This window comes from Mucilaginibacter oryzae (assembly GCF_003148845.1).
Classification (GTDB): Bacteria; Bacteroidota; Bacteroidia; order Sphingobacteriales; family Sphingobacteriaceae; genus Mucilaginibacter; species Mucilaginibacter oryzae.
Map to the genome: position 1 here is coordinate 89,100 of NZ_QGHA01000001.1, position 18,913 is coordinate 108,012.

The 18,913-nt window shown below is 45.3% G+C and carries 16 protein-coding genes and 1 tRNA gene; 5 read left to right on the plus strand and 12 right to left on the minus strand.

The features are described 5' to 3' along the window. Position 1 precedes the first annotated feature (1 nt). The 4 genes from LX99_RS00365 to LX99_RS00380 all read right to left on the minus strand — a co-directional run bounded on the left by LX99_RS00365 (position 2) and on the right by LX99_RS00380 (position 4,092). On the minus strand, positions 2–397 hold the full coding sequence (locus LX99_RS00365) for a hypothetical protein (RefSeq protein ID WP_109605388.1): 396 nt from the start codon (positions 395–397) through the stop codon (positions 2–4). Between the two features lie 332 nt (positions 398–729). After that, the gene (locus LX99_RS00370) at positions 730–1,857 is read right to left on the minus strand and encodes a glycoside hydrolase family 43 protein (protein ID WP_109605390.1); all 1,128 of its coding nucleotides are present in this window, start codon (positions 1,855–1,857) and stop codon (positions 730–732) included. Positions 1,858–1,865: 8 nt separating this feature from the next. Next, positions 1,866–3,092 carry a DUF2264 domain-containing protein gene (locus LX99_RS00375; RefSeq protein ID WP_109605392.1) on the minus strand — a complete coding sequence of 409 codons (1,227 nt, stop codon included), beginning with the start codon at positions 3,090–3,092 and terminating at the stop codon, positions 1,866–1,868. Positions 3,093–3,096: 4 nt separating this feature from the next. Next, complete coding sequence (locus LX99_RS00380; RefSeq protein ID WP_109605394.1) at positions 3,097–4,092, minus strand: family 43 glycosylhydrolase; 996 nt, start codon at positions 4,090–4,092, stop codon at positions 3,097–3,099. 410 nt (positions 4,093–4,502) lie between these two features. Here LX99_RS00380 and LX99_RS00385 point away from each other — a divergent pair, with 410 nt between their 5' ends. Next, complete coding sequence (locus tag LX99_RS00385; protein WP_109605396.1) at positions 4,503–5,624, plus strand: SPFH domain-containing protein; 1,122 nt, start codon at positions 4,503–4,505, stop codon at positions 5,622–5,624. Positions 5,625–5,660: 36 nt separating this feature from the next. After that, the gene (locus LX99_RS00390) at positions 5,661–6,791 is read left to right on the plus strand and encodes a zinc finger domain-containing protein (RefSeq protein ID WP_109605398.1); all 1,131 of its coding nucleotides are present in this window, start codon (positions 5,661–5,663) and stop codon (positions 6,789–6,791) included. Here the strand turns inward: LX99_RS00390 and LX99_RS00395 are convergent. The 3 genes from LX99_RS00395 to LX99_RS00410 form a co-directional block, all read right to left on the minus strand. After that, entirely contained in the window at positions 6,788–7,981 is a 1,194-nt protein-coding gene (locus LX99_RS00395; RefSeq protein ID WP_109605399.1) for an MFS transporter, read from the minus strand. The genes LX99_RS00390 and LX99_RS00395 overlap by 4 nt on opposite strands. Before the next feature lie 439 nt (positions 7,982–8,420). Beyond that, on the minus strand, positions 8,421–11,120 hold the full coding sequence (locus LX99_RS00405) for a carboxypeptidase-like regulatory domain-containing protein (protein ID WP_170122581.1): 2,700 nt from the start codon (positions 11,118–11,120) through the stop codon (positions 8,421–8,423). A gap of 287 nt (positions 11,121–11,407) precedes the next feature. Then, positions 11,408–11,481 (minus strand) — tRNA-His (locus LX99_RS00410). A 120-nt stretch (positions 11,482–11,601) separates the two neighbouring features. On the opposite strand from LX99_RS00410, the gene LX99_RS00415 reads away from it, so the two are divergent. After that, positions 11,602–13,701: a heavy metal translocating P-type ATPase gene (locus LX99_RS00415; protein WP_170122582.1), complete on the plus strand. Its 2,100-nt coding sequence runs from the start codon at positions 11,602–11,604 to the stop codon at positions 13,699–13,701. 86 nt (positions 13,702–13,787) lie between these two features. Then, positions 13,788–14,258, plus strand: a complete 471-nt coding sequence (rnhA, locus tag LX99_RS00420; RefSeq protein ID WP_109605408.1) for a ribonuclease HI — start codon at positions 13,788–13,790, stop codon at positions 14,256–14,258. A 30-nt stretch (positions 14,259–14,288) separates the two neighbouring features. Here rnhA and LX99_RS00425 read toward each other — a convergent pair whose 3' ends face one another. Together LX99_RS00425 and LX99_RS00430 are read right to left on the minus strand one after the other, a co-directional pair. Further along, positions 14,289–14,783 (minus strand): metallophosphoesterase family protein, encoded by a 495-nt coding sequence (locus tag LX99_RS00425; RefSeq protein WP_109605410.1) that lies wholly within the window; start codon positions 14,781–14,783, stop codon positions 14,289–14,291. A gap of 37 nt (positions 14,784–14,820) precedes the next feature. Then, on the minus strand, positions 14,821–15,480 hold the full coding sequence (locus tag LX99_RS00430; protein ID WP_170122583.1) for a tRNA1(Val) (adenine(37)-N6)-methyltransferase: 660 nt from the start codon (positions 15,478–15,480) through the stop codon (positions 14,821–14,823). Between the two features lie 450 nt (positions 15,481–15,930). Here LX99_RS00430 and LX99_RS00435 point away from each other — a divergent pair, with 450 nt between their 5' ends. Beyond that, positions 15,931–16,428: a DinB family protein gene (locus LX99_RS00435; protein ID WP_109605414.1), complete on the plus strand. Its 498-nt coding sequence runs from the start codon at positions 15,931–15,933 to the stop codon at positions 16,426–16,428. A gap of 87 nt (positions 16,429–16,515) precedes the next feature. On the opposite strand, the gene LX99_RS00440 is transcribed toward LX99_RS00435, so the two are convergent. From LX99_RS00440 to LX99_RS00450, 3 genes are all read right to left on the minus strand, one after another. Then, positions 16,516–16,722, minus strand: coding sequence for a hypothetical protein (locus tag LX99_RS00440; RefSeq protein ID WP_022830466.1), 207 nt, complete (start codon positions 16,720–16,722; stop codon positions 16,516–16,518). Between the two features lie 519 nt (positions 16,723–17,241). Further along, the gene (locus LX99_RS00445; protein WP_109605416.1) at positions 17,242–18,072 is read right to left on the minus strand and encodes an amidohydrolase family protein; all 831 of its coding nucleotides are present in this window, start codon (positions 18,070–18,072) and stop codon (positions 17,242–17,244) included. Further along, on the minus strand, positions 18,059–18,910 hold the full coding sequence (locus LX99_RS00450; RefSeq protein WP_109605417.1) for a fumarylacetoacetate hydrolase family protein: 852 nt from the start codon (positions 18,908–18,910) through the stop codon (positions 18,059–18,061). The genes LX99_RS00445 and LX99_RS00450 overlap by 14 nt, the downstream gene beginning before the upstream one ends. Positions 18,911–18,913 lie beyond the last annotated feature (3 nt).

Sequence of the window (18,913 nt, forward strand, 5' to 3'; positions counted from 1 at the left end):
GTTACCATTTAAAACCAATTTTTGTGGAGGCTTCAACTCCTAAAAAATAAAGGTTCACACCAGTGGTCATGTCAAGACCTATAAAATTTGAATTTCCAGTCCTTTCATAGCCGAAAGCACCAATTCCTAAAATGCCGCTATTTTGACCGCTTTTGGCATCATGTGTGGCTCCGATACCTACAGGAACGTCAAACACCGGGACTACTAATTGTCCACCGTAAATTTTAGCTTCATCATCTCCATATGCATTAATTCCGCCTTTATCAGTACCTGTCGTAAATGTGATCAGGTTATGCTTGCCTAAATCAATTTCTGATCCAGCAAATCGTCCCGACATCACACCTATCGCACCTTGTGTTCCTCGTCCCGATACCTCGGTATAAAAATGTTTACCCATCCATTCCAAAGCATCGGATATCCAGCTATTACCCCCCCCTTGATTGGCCGTACCACCAGAAACTATCTCCGACTTGGCGGCACTGCATTAGGTATTTGTCCCGGCCTGTCCAACCCAGCACCAGGTGGAAAAGTAACAGTGAGGAAATTCCAACTACCGGAGCCAAATAATCCAAGTACACCGGAAGTTCCATTACTACCTGAAGTTCCATTACCAAGGGGAGTTGCTCTAACCACAACTGTTCCCATTGAAAGTTTTATAGTACTCCCGTCTTCAAGTACCACGTCCCCTTCCCATCTTTTGCCTTATTCTTACCAAGATATGTTGCTACATTACTTTTTAAATACACCCAAATCCCAGCTATCAAGCCAGTCAATTTCGATGTCATTCCCCTTAAAGCTGATTGGCAACCACAGGTACCTGCCGTCGATAGCATCTTTAGGCGTCCATTTATCGGCCATAAAAATAAAAGCATCCTTTTTTCCGGCTACAGGGAGTACGTGGGTACTTTGCCCGCCGTAGGTGATCGCGCTATCTGCACCCTTACATGGGTTACCGTGATAAACCCATGGCCCCCAGATGGATTTGGCCGAGAACCAGCGCGCCGCGTTTGGCGCCCAACCGGTGCAGCCGGAGCCTATCATGTAATAAATGCCGTTATGTTTAAACAATGCGGGCGCTTCTGTTTGGTGACCGATGTAAATGCGGATAAATTTACCTGTATGGCCTGTATAATCGGGGGTTAGCTGGGCCAGTTGGAGGGTGTAATTTTCCTCGGATGAAAAAACATGGTAGGCTTTACCGTCGTCATCCACAAAAACGGTCATGTCGCGGGCCATTTGTCCACCGGGCAGGTCGCGGCAAAAAAAGCCGTCAGTTTCTGATGCCGGCGCGGCGCAGTTCACTTTCTCTGATTGGCCGGTAAATGGCGGGTAAAAAGGCATTTGTCCGGCATTGGGGCGATAACTTTTAATAAAGGTATATGGGCCTGTTACCCGATCGCTGGTGGCTACACCGGCGCGGGCCGCTGCATAGCCTTTGCCCAACAATTCGAGGTGAAACCACATCACATACTTTTTAGTGAGTTTATTGTAAACCACTTTGGGGCGCTCAAGGATACAGCCCCTGGCTATGTCGTTTTTCGGATCATCGGATACGCTTAACGCAATACCCTCATCCTTCCAGTTATACAAATCGGTTGATGAATAGCAATGTACCCCCACCATCGCACGGTTACCTGCATCACCGGCTACTTTATGCTCACCAAACCAGTAATATTTTCCGTTTTGGTAAAGGATGCCGCCGCCATGGGCATTGATGTGTACACCTTTATCGTCGGGCCATATCTGGCCGGGCTTGAAAACCTTTTGCTGCGCCTCGCTGTACAAACCGGCACAAAGCATCCCTGCTGCAAGCAGCGTTGTTTTTAACTTACTTTTAATATATTGGATTGTGTTCATCGTAAATTTTATTTGAGATCTAAAGCATGGTCGGCCGGTACGTTTTGCCCGCTCCAGATTTTTACAGCCGACCAGGGTAATGCCGTGTCGCTCCAAAACGCATCCGAGGCCGGTAAACCGAGGGGCAAGAAAATATCGGTGCATAAATAAAGACTACCTGTGGTGATGTAAAAATCGGCCAGGCCTGGTTGCTTACCGTACAGGCCTATATTTAACCAGCCATCATTGGTAAAGGTAGATGGCGATTCAAGCGTTTTTGTTATCACCGCCGTCAACGCGCACCTTACCTGGGCAGGCGGCAGCGACGCGGGTAATTGCCTGTTAAGCGCCACATCGGCCAGCAGGTGGAAAACGCCTGCCCTGTAAACAATTGAACGGCCTGTTGCCGGGTAAGTGCCATCTGTATTGATGAGGCGTTCCAAAATCTGGGCGTAACGCTGTGCTATTTTGCCTGCTTTCTCCTGTGGTTTATAAATGCCTTTCGTGTTAACCAGCACCTGCAGCATCGTATTGAGGTAGGGCTGTATCACAATACTGTTGTAATAATCAAAATGAAAATTCATCCCGTCAGCATACATACCATCGCCAACGTACCAATGCTCGGTAAACTCCCGGATACCATATTCTATACGCACCGGGTCGTAACCAAGGTCATATTTGCAAAAGAAGGCCTCTATCATCCCCGAAAACAAGATCCAGTTGGAGTAAACCGGCACCGTAGCGCGGGTAGTTTCCAAAGCCTTAATCACATTCTTTTTGGTCTGCTCATCAAGGTGTTCCCAAAGCCAGGGGGCACGTACCAGCCCTAAAGCCATAAAAGAAGCATCAACCAAAGGTTGCCCGCCCTTCCATTCCAGGTAGCTTTTAGCTTGCGGATTTACCGCGTTGGCTATAGCCTTAAGCGCCCACGCCCGGTATTGACCGCGCAGTTCCGTTTCGGCAGCGTCGCCGCCTTCCAGCTGCAGCCATGGGGCAATACCGCTCAGCGTACGGCCAAAAGCTTCCAGGTAAGCTACTTTATGGCGGCTTTGTTTATCATCTATATCATCAGCAAACATTACCGGCATGTTTTGCTTCAGCTTATCGGCGGCAAGGTTTGATAGTACCGGGCGGGCTATTTTATCCAGGTAGGCCAGCCACAGCTTCCTGTCGGCCAAACCGCTGGCACGTTTATTTTGCGCCGCTGCCGATATACAGGCATAAATAAGCAATAAACAAATGGCCGCTTTTTTCATCAGCTTATTTATCGGCCTTTTTAATTTTAACAGGCTTTAACTTTTCAAAAACGTTAACCGGCAGTATATTACCGTCAGCATCAAAACGCATTGGCGATACGCAGGTTTCGCGGTTGTAACCGTTGCCATCAGGTATGGCGAAGCGGTGGTAAGCGATATACCAATCATCAGTACCGGGTACCCGCACCACCGAATGGTGCCCGGCGCCTTTAACCACTCCTTTACCTTTTAGTACCGGGTGCCCTACAGCCTTTTTAAACGGCCCCAGGGGCGATGTTGAAGTAGCATAAGCGATAGAATAACGGGGATCGCGGGTATCATATTCCGACCACATTAAATAGTAAATACCTTTACGTTTAATCATGAACGGGCCTTCGTTGTATCCCTCGGGCTTAATCGATATAATTTTCGAGGTATCGCAGGAGATCATATCGTCATTCAGCTTAACGATGTTACACTGCCCCTGCCCCCAGTACAGGTACGCAGACCCGTCATCATCAATAAAAGCCATCGGGTCAATCATCTGGCCGCCGCGTGTGCCGCGTGGTATAAGCGGTTTGCCTATCGGATCTTTAAAGGGGCCTTCGGGTTTACCGGCTACGGCAACCCCAATGTTTACGTTTGCGGTAAAGTAGTAATAGTACTTGCCGTTTTTTGTCGCGATGGTGGGTGCCCAGGCCCGCTCCTTACCCCAGCTGATATCGCGGGGAAGATCAAGAATCACACCTTCATTTTTCCAGTTAACCAGGTTATCTGACGACCAGCAGCTAAAGCTGGTAGATGCCCAGCCCTCCGTACCATCGGTTGTAGGATAGATATAAAACTTTTTGCCGAAAGCCGTTATGTTAGGGTCGGCATACAAACCTTTAAGTGCCGGGGCAGGGGCATTCAACGTATCGATAGTTTGGGCGGATGATGTGGTAACCAAACAACCAACAAATGCCGGGCAAATTAAAAATCGGGAGATGGATGATAGTTTAACCTTAAGAGCTATATACATTATAAACAGTTTTATTATAAGTTACTAAATAAGCGAATCCGGGTTTCACGCAACGGGGGTAAAATTGTAATTTATGAGGGATAAAAATACAAATTGCATCTTTTAACCGGCGTCCCCCACCGTAATACACAAAGGTCAAATCTATTAAAATGTAAATGCCTTTACCGGCCTTAATTTATCTTCATCTGTAACTTATAGCTTCAAAAAGTGTCAAAAACATAAAAACGAGGGAAAGTTGTACTGGTAACTATTGATTGTTCAGCCGCCTTTTTCGGTTTCTCCAATAGCTATTAATTAATTTTTCCGGAAAACAACGTATAATCAACGGCAACGAAAAATTTAACGGTGAATAGCCTTCATCATTATTTTTTTTCATATTTATTCAAAATTTAAACCATTAACCTAAATACATGAGCCTTTTTAGCAGACTTTCAGCCGAATTTATAGATATCATTGAGTGGGTGGATACCACGCAGAACACATTGGTATGGAAATTTCCGAGGTATGATAATGCCATAAAAATGGGCGCCAAATTGATTGTGCGCGAATCGCAGGCGGCGGTTTTTATGAACGAGGGTAAAGTTGCCGATGTGTTTATGCCCGGTACTTACGAGTTGCAAACCGGCAACATGCCTATCCTTACCACCTTGATGAGCTGGAAATATGGATTTAACAGCCCATTTAAAGCTGATGTGTATTTTGTGAGCCTTCGCCAGTTCACCAACCAAAAATGGGGCACCAAAAACCCGGTAATGCTGCGCGACCCGGAGTTTGGCCCGGTAAGGTTACGCGCCTTCGGTTCGTTTAATTTTAAGGTTCAGGATCCTAAATTATTTATTACGGAGATAGCAGCCACCAATCCCGAGTTTGTGCTGGAGGATATTAATGAGCAACTGCGCAATACCGCCGTATCGCGCGGTATGGATGCCGTGGCGCAGTCAAAAATACCGGTGTTAGATTTGGCAGCCAACTACAACGAAGTGGGCACCATGATAACCCAAAGCATCCAGCCCGATTTTGCTGAGATAGGCCTGCTGCTCACCAAACTATTGGTTGAAAATATTTCGTTACCACCCGAGGTGGAACAGATATTGGATAAACGCAGCGAAATGGGAATTTTAGGCAACCTGGGCGCCTACGCGCAATTTCAGGCGGCTAACGCCATAGAAAAATCGGCCGAGAATACCATTGGCGGAAACCTTGGCGCAGCTGGTATGGGTTTAGGTGTTGGCGCGGCTATGATGGGCCAGGTCGGTAATATTTTCCAGCAAAATCAATTCAACCCCAACTCACCAAACGCTTCTTCTGCGGGCGATACCCCTCCGGCTTTACCAACAGCACAATATCATATTGCGAAGGATGGCAAACCCGACGGTCCGTATACCATTATCGATTTGAACGCGATGGTGATGAACGGGCAAATAACCCGCGACACCATGGTTTGGAAAAAGGGCATGGCCGCCTGGGCCCCGGCATCAGCCGTAGATGAAGTTGCCGGATTATTTGCCAGTGTACCGCCGCCAATTGCCTGATCCTTTTTTAAACCTCATTAAAATATTATACGCTGAATGAATGACCAGACCAAACCGCAAACCGTTAACAATTCATTAAACTGTAACGGTTGCGGCGCTTTGCTGCACTTTGCACCCGGCACCCATAACCTGCAATGCGATTATTGCGGGGCAAGCAACCCCATCCAACCAAAAAACAACGACCAAACGATTTATACGTTTGATTATGAAGAATTTTTGGCGGGTATTGGTACAGCCCAACCAAGCGAAACCTTAAAGCAGGTAAGCTGCAAAAATTGCGGCTCGCAAACCGCGCTCGATTCGTTCGTTACATCAGATCAATGCCCTTTTTGTACCGCGCCGCTGGTGCTGCTGCCCCGGGACGGGCAGCAATATGTTGAACCGCATTATATTTTGCCGTTTGCCATTACCCAGCAACAGGGCATAGATGCCTTTAAAAAATGGATAAAAGGTTTATGGTGGTCGCCCGGCGACCTGGCAAAAAAGCTGGTTAATGATGCCACCGGGCTAAAGGGCGTTTACCTGCCCCATTGGGCTTACGATAGCGATACCGTAACCGATTATACCGGGCAGCGCGGCGATTATTACTACACTACCGAAACTTATACCGAAACGGTGGATGGAAGAACAGAAACCAAAACAAGGCAGGTAAGGCATACCAGCTGGTCGTATGCGTCGGGCAGGGTTTATGTAGATTTCAGGGATATCATGGTGGCCGCAAGCTCATCCCTCCCCGAAAAAACGCTGACTAAACTTGAGCCCTGGAATTTTAATATGCTGGTAAATTTCGATGAGCGGTATATGAGCGGCTTCCGGTCGGAAACCTATCGTTTAGATCCGGAAGCAGGATTCGGCAAAGCCACCATCCAGATGGAGCCGGAGATCCGCGAGGCAATACGCCGTGACATTGGCGGCGATGAGCAGCAAATTAACAGTACAGATACGGAATATCTGAATAAAGGCATTAAATACATGATGTTACCGGTTTGGGTAAGCGCCTATAAATACAACAATAAGTTGTACCAGTTTACGGTAAATGCCAGCACAGGCGAGGTGATCGGTCAGCGGCCATTAAGCGCCCTCAAAATTACATTGGCCGTGTTGTTGGTGATCATACTGATTATAGTGATTGTTATTTTGGCGCAAAACGGGCATGCGAATGGTTAAACAAACTTACGCTGCCTGTTCACGATAACACACAAAACAAAGCCCATAAAAACCATAACCATACTAAACGGAAAAATATAAAGCATGCCGAAGTTGCTGGCCACCCCGCCAATAAGCGGCCCGGTAAGGCCAAGCGAAGCATCAATAAACAACCCGTAGGCGCCCAACGCGGCGCCTTTGTTTGATGCGGGCGCCAGCTTAACCGCCTCAACACCCAATGCAGGGAATACAAGCGAAAAACCCAGCCCTGTAACACCCGCGCCAACAAGCGCCAGGTAGGGCGTATTAGCCAGCCAAAGGATCAGCAAGCCAACCGATTCGGTTGCCAGACAAACCATTGCTGTTTTTAAACCGCCATAGTTGTTTATCGCGTCGGCAAATATTAACCGGCCTAAAATGAAAAAGGTACTGAAAACCGATAAACATAAAACCGCGTTGGTCCAGTTAAGGTAGGCATAGTATAAGGTGATGAATGTAGATATGGCGCCAAAGCCAAGGCCGCCCAGGCCTAAACCAATACCATAAGGCGCCACTATTTTCAACACCGCCAGGAACGATTTTCCGGGTTCGGCACTGTTGCCGCGCACGTTTTCCTTCCGTTGAGCCAGGAAATACCCCATAAGCCCGATAGCAAACACAACTACCCCCAGGCTGGCCATTCCATAAGTAGTAGCCAATACAATACCAACCGGCGCGCCGGCGGCAAGCGCGCCGTAACTGGCTATACCATTAAATGATATGGCTTTGGCCGTATGATGCTCGCCTGTAGCGTTAATGGCCCAGGTAATGGGGCTGGCGCCTATTAACCCTTCGCCAAAACCGGTAGCCAGGCGGGTTAGCGCAAGTAGCAACAGGCAAACTTCGCGGTGCTCTTTCAGCAACAAAGCCACCAGGAGGAATAAACCGCTGAGGGCGAAACCCGTCATACTGATAATTACCGCAGGTTTTGGTCCTTTACGATCAATAATTTTACCGGCAAAGCTCCTGAATAAAAAAGTGCTTAAATATTGCAGACTGATAACCACTCCCGCCACCATGGCGCTATAACCTAACTGGTTATGAATAAAAACCGGGAGAACCCCCAGGCTTAAACCAATGGTAAAGTAACCGATAAAAGTAAACTTAACATATCCAATTATAGTGAGAACAATGTTGGATGGTGCCGCTTTGATACCCGATTCTGCTTCCATGCGGCAAAGATACGTTTATCATGCATGTTAAAGCATATGATGTGTCAATGTTCGACGGGGGCCCCGCCGCACTTAGCGCTGCAGTCTATGCCGCATCAGAAGGCCTGCGATCCTTTTTTTGGAATGCGAAACCATCGGTGGGCAGGCGGGTGGAAACTAAAATTTGCAGCAATATTAAACTATTGACGGTTAAGCCAAACAGCGAATAAGTTGATCTTTCAATGATGACATGCTCATCTGCCCTACTTTCTCTTCAGGTTTCTTTCGTTTCAGGGTCTTTCACCTTTGCCTCCACGGGCGTTTTAGTATCTCTATAAAGCTGAGATCTACGCTGCTTTAAACGAAAGCGGTTAATGCTAAAAGACGTATAGTTTTGTCGGTCATCCGATTGCTATAATGACACATTTACGTTAATACAAAAGCACTATTACCCGGTATTTTACTTGGGCGACGGGTTGAAAGAAGGGGTGACGATCACAATCTTGTTTCGGATATAGCCTAATTGCCCGTTCAGGTCTGTGCCCTGCACCGTAATAGTATAAGTGGAAGGTTTATCGGCACTATAAAATGAAACTATTGCTTTGCCGTCCGCCCCGGTAACAATGTTAGGCTCCCAATGGATGGTTGAGCGTTGATCTGTTCCTTTCGGGATAGTTTTTACGGTATATCGTGGGCGATAAAAATCCTTTGGTAAACTGTAAGCTAAAGGTTTATAAATATAGATACCCGGTATCTTTTTCATAAATGCGCCATTGCCCGACCTTGTAGTTATTTCAAGAAATACCGGAACGTCCCTGTCCTGGCCCATTAACTTTGACATGAAATTCGGATCATAACGCATAGCAAAACGTGAATTGTACATTACTTCAATCCCCAGAATATCCTCGGATGTGAGGTAATGCATATACATACCCGCATCAAGTCCTAATCTATTAATTTCCACGCCATCTATAAAAAAGTTGACTATATGATTTTTTAAACGATAGGTTATTACTCCCACATTCATGGTTTCGTTAATTCCGGGAAATTTCTTATTCAGCAAATCATACAAATCCAGTTTTGGATATTTTTCCATATCCTTTTCATCAAGCGTATAATCAGCTTCGCCGGGACCGTTCAGGTTCTTTGAGTTTTTAATGATGCGTTTATCTTTTATCACCACTTCCTTCAACATCATACCACGCCCCTCTGCTTCTTCCTGTGCCAAATGTTGCGACATCTTGCTATCGCGATTGTGCAGCAAAAGCGTATCGCTATTTACGTACCATGGCGTGGTTCTGAAAACCGGCGGGTTAAACAACGGTACCTTTAATTCGTCGACATTAAGCGACACATTAAAACTGCTTCCGCTTTTTCTCCGTGTTTGAACAATATAAGTTGCAGTATCAATCGGGAACAGCCCTGTAAACTTAAACCTTCCGTCCTTACCTGTTATAGTATCCTTAATCACTAATGGTTTTTTAGACAGTAGCACCACATTGGCTTTATCAACCGGTTTATTAAAAGCGTTGGTCACAATACCGGTTACTTCAAAATCTTTTTGTGCTTCAAATGCAGGCTGTTGAGGCGGATTAAAAATCTGTTTCCAATTACAGCCAATCCAACCCTGAGTAAGTAACAGGTTATCTAATTCAGTTTCACGCTCCGGTGATCTATCTGCAAAATAATAGCCCGGTTCTTCAATGTACCCTTTAAGGTCTTTACTAAACAGCAAATTGTTAATTATATTATCGCCAACCGTATCGGTTTTTACCTGATTATCGTCTGTTACCGCCATTGAAAAATTTCCGGCAACCGGTCTGCCGTCGTTATCCGTTACCTGTAACTGCAAAGCAATGCTGTCATGCGGATTATATTTTTGTTGATCTTGGGTGATATCGATCTTAAGGTTATCATGATGATTGATGTAAACCAGGCGCTCGTTCAAAGGCTGATTATTTTTATTAAACAACGTGAAATGGGCGATACCTGTTGGAAATATATTTTGCGAAAGGGTTATTAAAAGTTCTCGTTTTTTAAAAACGAGGTGTGCGCCGTAACAAACGGTACCGCGCGATTGGCCGATCAAATAATAATCTGCAGGGAGCGCCGTATTAGCCCCTACTTTAATACGTAACGAATCCTTTGAGAATTTAATGATTTTTAAAACGGTACCTTCCGTATTCACCAACGGCAGCGGGTAAGCCTTTGATAAGCCATTAGCAAAAACCAGTTTTGCGGTGTATATTTCACCTGGCTGCGGCGTAATTTCAAATGAACCTATACCGAGGTGTGCTGAGTTAAAAGCAACTACTTCCTGTTGCTTACTATCGTATATCCTGCCGCTCACCTGTATACCTTTGCCGTCCTCGCCAATAGCCTTAAAACCTATTTTTGATTGTACCCCTGCAACGAGCGCGCCTCCTTCAGGCATAAATTGCAGATCGGTATTTTCTGGACGATTCAGTGTTACCGGTATGGTTAAACTAACCGGTTTTTCTCTGCCGTTTTTCTCCATAACAATTATAGAAAGGTTTTTAGCTTTAACTTTTTCAGGAACGGTAAAATTCAAATCGAAACTACCATCCACGCCTGTTGCCGTTCTCTTGCGATAAAGCGTATGCCTGCCATCCATTACCCGCAATTGCAAATCCGCCAATCGTACAGGCTGCCTGCTAAGGTCGGTGAGCAGGATACTGGTTTGGATATTGCTTTTATCAGCCTTAAAACCGGCAACAACCAGCTGCGCTTTAGTGCCTGAAGACGCGATGTATATGTTTTTATTGTAGATAAAATCAGTTCCGAAGTTCTGCATCCAGTTGGTATAGGCGCGAATGATATAATCTCCTTCGGGGATATCGTCTTCATTCAGGATGATATTTCCCCAGGTTAGGCCGGTAATGAGCGGTAACATCAGGCGCTTTACACATGAATCTTGCGCGTTATCAAGTTCAACATATAATAAACCACTGTGTGCCGATGGTGTAAGATAGCCTGCATCTAATAAGTATCCTTTAAACCAAATAGTATCACCCTGCACATAATTTGGTTTATCCGTTTGCAGGTATATCTTTTCAACAGGCAATTGCTTGTCCATATTATTGATACAATCCATGATGGATTCCAACTTAGTTTGGCCCGCTGCAGAAAGCGCAGCCATAAGTAAAACAGAAAGTAAAAGCTTTCGTATAAAGCCCATAAACAAGGTAGATTTCAGGTTTTGATAAATTTAAGAATAATTGTTAAATCAGATTAATTAATGTAAAACCCTCAGATTTTAATAGCAATTTCAAGGCAAAAAAGTCTCTTAGATTCTGAGAGGAGTTTGATTGCGGTAGCTAAATTGCCCCTAAAGTATGCCGTTTTAAGTCTATATGCTGATTATCAGCATCCACATTATGAATTTGGGCATAAAAAAAGCCCTTCATTTTCATGAAGGGCTTTCGGGGTAAGCAATGGGGCTCGAACCCACGACCCCCAGAACCACAATCTGGTGCTCTAACCAACTGAGCTATGCCTACCGTTTGTTTGGGTGTGCAAAAATAGAAATCTCCCCGGTATTTGCAAACTCTTTTTTAAAATTACATTAAGCTTACCCATTTTATTTAGAACGATTACAGTTAATAGGTAGCTTTGTAACTATGGCAGAGCAACTGATAGAACTGAACGTAACGGGCATGCACTGTAATAACTGTGCCATGTCTGTCCATAAATTCCTCGAAAAAAAGGGCTTACATAATATCCTGGTAGATTTTGCCGGTGAAGAGGTAAAATTCTCCACCGATAACGAGAGCCAACTCCCCGAAGTAATTAAAGGGATAGAAAATTTGGGGTTTAAAGTTGTTGAAGACATCAGCAACCATTCAGTGCCGTTTTATGAGCGTGTAGAAAACAAACTTATCTTCTGCGCCATATTTACCGCGCCGCTTTTGCTGCACATGGTGTTGCCCTGGCATTTTTTACACCATTCTGTTGTGCAGTTATTGCTGTGCCTGCCCGTTTTTTTAGTGGGTTGCGCGCATTTTGGTAAAAGCGCCATCAGTTCCATAAAAGGCGGCATCCCTAATATGGATGTGCTGATTTTTGTGGGGTCAACATCGGCCTTTGTTTACAGCCTGATAGGTACCGTTCAAAACCTTGGCGCGCAATACCAGTTTTACGAAACCTGTGCCACCATCATCACGCTGGTGTTGCTGGGTAATGTGTTTGAAAAACGCTCGGTTAATCAAACTACATCGGCTGTTAAAGATCTGATTAAATTTCAGCAGGTAAATGCCAACCGTATGGTTAACGGCAGCGTTGAGGCGATCGACGCGCGCGAAGTGCGCCCGGGCGATACCCTGCTGGTAAACCAGGGCGACAAAATTCCGGTTGATGGCGAGATCCTTTCGGGCCAGGGTTCGGTTGATGAAGCGATGCTTACCGGCGAAAGCCTGCCTGTTGAAAAACAAAAATATGATAAGGTTATTGGCGGTACCTTGCTGGTTAACGGCAACTTCCATATGCTGGTAACAAAGGTTGGGGCAAATACCATACTATCGCAAATTATTGATTTGATGAAAAAAGCCCAGGCAGCTAAGCCGCCCGTGCAAAAACTGGGAGATAAGGTTGCCGCGGTATTTGTGCCGGCGGTGATATTAATAGCGCTGCTTACTTTTGTGCTTACGTATTTTGTGGGCAACGCGGGCTTTCAGCATGCTATGATGAATGCCATTGCCGTACTGGTAATTTCGTGCCCCTGCGCTATGGGGCTTGCCACGCCAACAGCCGTTATGGTAGGCCTGGGGAGGGCCGCTAAAAACGGCATCCTGGTAAAAGGCGGCGATACCATTGAAGCGGTTGCCAACACCAAATATGTGGTTTTTGATAAAACGGGTACCCTCACTACCGGGAAATTTACGGTGAACGAAATAAGCATTGAGGACGGGGCCGATATTGAGCACATCAGGGGCATGATTACCGCGATTGAAGAACGCTCAAACCACCCGATAGCCAAATCGCTGGTGAATGGTTTGAAAGGCTTACCGCAACACAAACTCATTTTAAAACTTGTTATAGAAGAAAAAGGCCTGGGTATGCGCGCCGAAGATGTGTATGGCAACCATTACTTTTTAGGCACAGCAAAAACCAATAATGATCATTTTAACCTTGCACTGTATAAAAACCAGGTATTAATAGCCAAAATTGCCGTAGACGACCAGATAAAACCCGAAGCCGTATCTTTGATAGCCCAACTCAAAAAAATGGGTATAACTCCTGTGCTGCTAAGCGGCGATAAAAAAGACCGTTGCCTTAATGTAGCCAGGCATTTAGGCATTATGGAGGTACAGGCCGAAAAATTGCCCGACGAAAAGCTTGGGGTAATTGACGTTTACAAAAAGAAAGGCAAAACCATTATGATAGGCGATGGCATTAATGATGCCCCTGCCCTAACCCATGCCGACGTTGGCATATCCATGAACGATGCCAGCCAGGTAGCCATCCAATCGGCCAGCGTGGTATTGCTGAATACTGATCTGAATTCGGTGGTCAAATTCCTGCGGATTAGCAAACACACGCTGCTCACTATCAAACAAAACCTTTTCTGGGCCTTCGCCTATAACATCATAGCCATACCGGTGGCGGCCATGGGCTTCCTTAACCCGATGGTTGGCGCGCTCACCATGGCATTTTCGGATGTGGTGGTGATTGGTAATTCATTGAGGTTGAAGATAAAGAAGGTTGGCCCCCCGGCCCCCTGAAGGGGGAGTATTTAGTGCAGTTGCCTATCCAAACTATTTATTGGTTCCCCCTTTAGGGGGTTAGGGGGCTTTACTATATTTGCTTCATGATTGAAATTTTTACTGACGGAGCTTCGAGCGGTAACCCGGGACCGGGTGGATATGGTGTAATATTGCGCTCCGGACAGCATTACAAAGAACTTTCGGAGGGTTTCCGCAAAACCACCAATAACCGTATGGAGCTGCTGGCGGTAATAAAAGGCCTGGAGGCGCTCAAAACTCCCGGCCAGGATGTAATTGTGTTTTCAGATTCTAAATACGTTATCGACGCTATTGAAAAGCGATGGCTTAACGGATGGGTAGCCAAAGGTTTTGCAGGTAAAAAAAACAAAGATTTGTGGATGCGCTACTTAGAAATAAGCAAACTTCATAAAGTAAAATTTAACTGGGTTCGCGGCCATAACGGTCACCCCGAAAATGAGCGTTGCGACCAGTTGGCGGTAGCCGCCGGCAAACGCACGCCTTTACTTATCGATAGTGTTTTTGAGGCCGAGCATGCAAAGGCCGGGATGTTATAAACCAGCCCAACCATTCCCCAATCAACTTAATCAACCATTCGCCAATTCGATAACCTGCAAATCCTTGATTTTATCGCCATCGATATTAAACCGCATGAGTGTTTGTACCTTATGCCAGCCCTGCTTACCCGCCGCTCCGGGATTCAGGTGAAGACACCCGATGCTTTTATCAAACTTTACTTTCAGGATATGCGAATGCCCGGTAATAAATAATTTAGGCGGATTCAGATAAATCTCCTTCTTTACCGCGGGCGCATACTTACCGGGATAGCCGCCGATATGCGTTATCCATACGTCAACATCTTCGCATTTAAAGCGCAAATGCTCGGGGTAAACCGCACGTACATCTTTGTCATCGATATTGCCATATACACCTTTTAAAGGCTTAAAAGCGGCGAGTTTATCAGCCAGTTCAATAGTGCCAAAATCGCCGGCATGCCAAATCTCGTCGCAGTTTTCAAAATGTTTAAAAACGGCGTCGTCAAGGTTGCTGTGGGTGTCGGAGATGAGGCCAATGCGGGTCATAGGGTATTTGTTTATGCCCGGCAAATATAAGGCAGCTTTAAAATATCGTCAGGAAATCTTTTAACAGTGCCCTGTATTGGGGATTGTAAATTTTGTGACCGTCGTAAATAATAAGTTCGTCGTTGATCAATGGCGTTTCCTGCATCCCGAAACTTAATATTTCGCGATGGGGGGCATCGGTACTGAACGAACGGATGGTCATTATTTTTTGCAGATGAAGATAATGTTGCCGGGCTATAGTTTTCACCAGCCCGGCGGTATCAGTAGGAAGGATTAGCCATAATGCCCCGTTGGCGGTAAGCCTCGCGGCCACTTTGTCTATCATCGATGCAAAAAATCCCCGCGGCGCATGTTTGGCCAGGTTAAGTTTCTCGCCCGGCGATTGCAGGGAATTGATATAGAATGGCGGGTTTGAAACAATAAGATTGTATTTCCTTTCGGGATATAGATTAAAAAACTCTTCAAATCCTAAGGGATGACAGGTTAGCCTATTGACAAAGGGCGAATTTTTGAAGTTTTCGGCGGATGTAAGCGCTGCCTGTTCATCAATTTCAACGGCATCAATATGAGCACCGGGAAAACGTTGAGCAAGCATCATGGCTATTACGCCTGTTCCGGTGCCTATATCAAGGATGTTTAAAGGATCATTTGCCGTAGCCGTTGCACCAAGCAATACGCCATCGGTATTGATTTTCATGGCGCAACCGGTTTGATCTACATTGAATTGCTTAAAACGGAACATGTATACCCGGATTGTCTTTGCAGGTTGAAAAGCGCATCTGTCGGGCTAATTGTTCCTAACAATATTTATCCTAACATACCAGCACCGGCCGCTCATTTGCCGCGGAGGCTGTTACTTTTTATCCTGGCACAAAAATAACCAAAAAGTCAAGACAGCAAAGAGCTTCATCCCGTATGAGCTATCCCAGTCGTTTTTCCGCAGGCCGCCAATCGTTCTTGGGCGAGTTATTTAAGATCGTCTTTAAAAATCGGTGCAATCAAAAAATCATTAAAAATCAGCCAAACGAAAAATCGGTGTAATCAAAAACCAATCGGTGCAATCAAAAAAAAAATCAACGGCACCTGCTGACATAGGGCTGTCATTAGCCAGCCGTTACTTTACATCATCAAACAAAAACACAACACTATGGATACTTTAAAATCGTTATTGAAAGAGATGGAACAGGAAGCTCAAACTACCGAAAAAATGCTGAGCCGTATACCTGATGATAAATACCAGTGGAAACCCCATCCCAAAAGTATGACCATCGAGCAACTTTCAACACACATTGCCGAACTGCCCACCTGGGTTACCATTACATTGACTACCGACGGATTGGATTTTGCAGTTACACCTTACCAGCCAAAAAAAGTTGCTGACACCGCTGAACTGTTGAAGTTTTTTGAAGATTCGCTGGCTGATGGATACGCGAGTTTGCAAAAGGCCGACATAAACACTTTTGACCAGATCTGGACTTTACGCAACGGCGATCAAATCCTAACGGAGCGCACCAGGGCTGAAGTGATCAGGATGACTTATTGCCAGATTGTACACCACCGCGCGCAGCTGGGCGTGTACTTAAGATTGCTGGATATCCCCATTCCGGGAAGCTACGGTCCAAGCGCGGACGAACTGGGACTTTAAAGTACCCCTACCCTGCTTTAACCTTGAAAAATAAAACCATCAAAAGCAAGGTCGGCATTTGCGGGCCTTGCTTTTAATGGGCAAGCACTATCCACGGTGCTTCGATAGTTTGCCGGTATTAATTTCTTCCAGGAAACCATTTTCGTTAATAGCATAACGGGCTTCAGAGGTATCGGTATCTATCTTGTAATTTACGGTCTTTACTTTTTTGTTCCTGAACCTTTTGCCGAAGATGAACATTGGCAAAACGAAAACCGCAAGCAGGACTACAACTTGTAACAGGGTTGTGTACATAACATTCAACATAAATTTAAGGTCTGATTGGTACTTTTATAACGTTATCAGGAGAAATTTGGTTTACCCTTTGGCGTTATAATTATACAAATCATTGCGCACATATAGCTAATTGTGTGCCATATATTTATTTGACGCTTCTTATTGTGTAAAAATTACACTTACATATACATTTAACTGATTTTCAATAAAGTATTTAAACCTTTAATCACTTTAATATTTAAACACCCGAAGATTTTGAAAAAGATAACAAAGCATATAACTTAATGACTTTGGTTCAGCAATAAACTATAGTTTTTTATCAGGTACCGATAACGCAATCAGCGAGTTTTAGGGCAAAAAATTGAAAAATATTTTTCATTGTAGCCATAAAAAGCTGCACGGACGATGGGTTGAGGAAAATATTGTACGCTTTGCAGTACAAAAAACAATACCGTGTGTAGCTGCTTTTTATTTTAACCAAAGTTTTCCCCTGCTGCTCCGTTTAAATAGCTTTTTGTTGTTGCGATAGAATAACTTTTATAAACTATAAAATGCCGCCGCGTTGCCGCCGAAAAACAATTCCCTTTCAGCAACCGATAATCTTTCAGCATAGAGATCCATCACTTCCATTGTTTTTTCGTATCCGCCGGCCAGCAAACATACCGGCCAATCAGAGCCAAACATTACGCGTTTAGTTCCAAAAGCATTGAACGCGATCTCGATATAGGGGATGAAATTGACTGCCGGGGTATTATCCCAGTCTGCTTCGGTAAGCAGGGCCGATACCTTGCAGTAAACGTTAGGATAAACGGCCAGCTTTTCGATGTCCTGCTTCCAGCCATCAATTTTGCCTGCTTTAATATAGGGTTTGGCCATATGATCTAGCACAAACTTGTTTTCCGGAAATTCGGCTACCAGCTGCGCGGCGTACGGCAGGTGGTTCGGGAAAATCAGGATATCATAAGTATAACCATGTTTTGCTAAAGCGGCTATGCCTCTTTTAAAAGCCGGGTTAAGCATGTATCGTTCATCAGGCTCGCCTTGCAGAATGTGGCGGAAACCTTTCAGCTTTTCATATCTTTTAAAATGATGCAGCCGGTCTTCCAGGTCATCAGCTTGAAGATCAATCCAGCCCACTACGCCTTTGATAAAAGGGTTAACAGAAGCCAGACCAAGCAGGAACTCGGTTTCTTTTTCCGACTGATCGGCCTGAACGGCTACTGAACCATCTATGCCGTGTTGTTGCAATACAGGTAACAGGTCTTCCGGATAAAAATCCCGACCTATTACCTGCATATCCGGTGTAATCCAACTGTCTCTTACCGGATTGTATTGCCAAAAATGCTGGTGCGCATCAATTTTTAGCATAAGCTATTACGTTTTGTTTCGATTCGCCCAAACCTTCGATACCTAACTCAACCACGTCGCCGGCTTTCAGATAGATTGGCGGTTTCATACCTAAGCCAACACCTGCCGGGGTACCTGTAGAAATAATATCACCCGGCAGCAAAGTCATAAACCGGCTGGTGTACGATATCAGGTGCGGCAGGTTGAATATAAAGTTTGAGGTAGTACCATCCTGCATGGTTTCGCCGTTAACCTTAAGCCACAGGCGCAGGTTATGCGGGTCGCTGATCTCATCCGGCGTAGCCAAAAACGGCCCAAGTGGCGCGAAGGTATCGCAGCCTTTACCTTTGTCCCAGGTGCCGTTACGCTCCAGTTGAAACTCGCGTTCGCTCACATCGTTATGCAAAACATACCCCGCAACGTAATCCATGGCTTCAGCTTCTTCTACATACGATGCTTTTTTGCCGATCACCACGGCCAGTTCCACTTCCCAGTCGGTTTTTACCGAGTTTTTCGGGATCATGATATCATCAAACGGACCAACAATGGCGGTGGTTGATTTCATAAAGATAACCGGCTCAGGAGGAAGCGGCGCGTTGGTTTCCTTAGCATGATCGGCGTAATTCAGCCCGATACAAACCAGTTTTGACGGACGGGCAACGGGGCTGCCCAAACGCACATCATCAGCAACTTCGGGCAGCAGGTTATCCTGTATAAAAGCGGCAAGGCGGTTCAATCCGTCGGTTTCAAAAAACTGTTCGGTATAATCTTCGCCAAAGGCCGATGCGTCGTACTTTTGATCGTTCAGGATAACACCCGGTTTTTCTTTACCTGGCTCGCCAAAGCGTATTAATTTCATTTT

Excerpts from the sequence above, each read along its gene's own strand:
- LX99_RS00375 (WP_109605392.1), bottom strand. The coding sequence starts at position 3,092 with ATGAAAAAAGCGGCCATTTGTTTATTGCTTATTTATGCCTGTATATCG.
- LX99_RS00380 (WP_109605394.1), bottom strand. The coding sequence starts at position 4,092 with ATGTATATAGCTCTTAAGGTTAAACTATCATCCATCTCCCGATTTTTA.
- LX99_RS00370 (WP_109605390.1), bottom strand. The coding sequence starts at position 1,857 with ATGAACACAATCCAATATATTAAAAGTAAGTTAAAAACAACGCTGCTT.
- LX99_RS00450 (WP_109605417.1), bottom strand. The coding sequence starts at position 18,910 with ATGAAATTAATACGCTTTGGCGAGCCAGGTAAAGAAAAACCGGGTGTT.
- LX99_RS00390 (WP_109605398.1), top strand. The coding sequence starts at position 5,661 with ATGAATGACCAGACCAAACCGCAAACCGTTAACAATTCATTAAACTGT.
- LX99_RS00415 (WP_170122582.1), top strand. The coding sequence starts at position 11,602 with ATGGCAGAGCAACTGATAGAACTGAACGTAACGGGCATGCACTGTAAT.
- LX99_RS00445 (WP_109605416.1), bottom strand. The coding sequence starts at position 18,072 with ATGCTAAAAATTGATGCGCACCAGCATTTTTGGCAATACAATCCGGTA.
- rnhA (WP_109605408.1), top strand. The coding sequence starts at position 13,788 with ATGATTGAAATTTTTACTGACGGAGCTTCGAGCGGTAACCCGGGACCG.
- LX99_RS00430 (WP_170122583.1), bottom strand. The coding sequence starts at position 15,480 with ATGAAAATCAATACCGATGGCGTATTGCTTGGTGCAACGGCTACGGCA.
- LX99_RS00435 (WP_109605414.1), top strand. The coding sequence starts at position 15,931 with ATGGATACTTTAAAATCGTTATTGAAAGAGATGGAACAGGAAGCTCAA.
- LX99_RS00365 (WP_109605388.1), bottom strand. The coding sequence starts at position 397 with ATGGGTAAACATTTTTATACCGAGGTATCGGGACGAGGAACACAAGGT.
- LX99_RS00440 (WP_022830466.1), bottom strand. The coding sequence starts at position 16,722 with ATGTACACAACCCTGTTACAAGTTGTAGTCCTGCTTGCGGTTTTCGTT.
- LX99_RS00385 (WP_109605396.1), top strand. The coding sequence starts at position 4,503 with ATGAGCCTTTTTAGCAGACTTTCAGCCGAATTTATAGATATCATTGAG.
- LX99_RS00405 (WP_170122581.1), bottom strand. The coding sequence starts at position 11,120 with ATGGCTGCGCTTTCTGCAGCGGGCCAAACTAAGTTGGAATCCATCATG.
- LX99_RS00425 (WP_109605410.1), bottom strand. The coding sequence starts at position 14,783 with ATGACCCGCATTGGCCTCATCTCCGACACCCACAGCAACCTTGACGAC.
- LX99_RS00395 (WP_109605399.1), bottom strand. The coding sequence starts at position 7,981 with ATGGAAGCAGAATCGGGTATCAAAGCGGCACCATCCAACATTGTTCTC.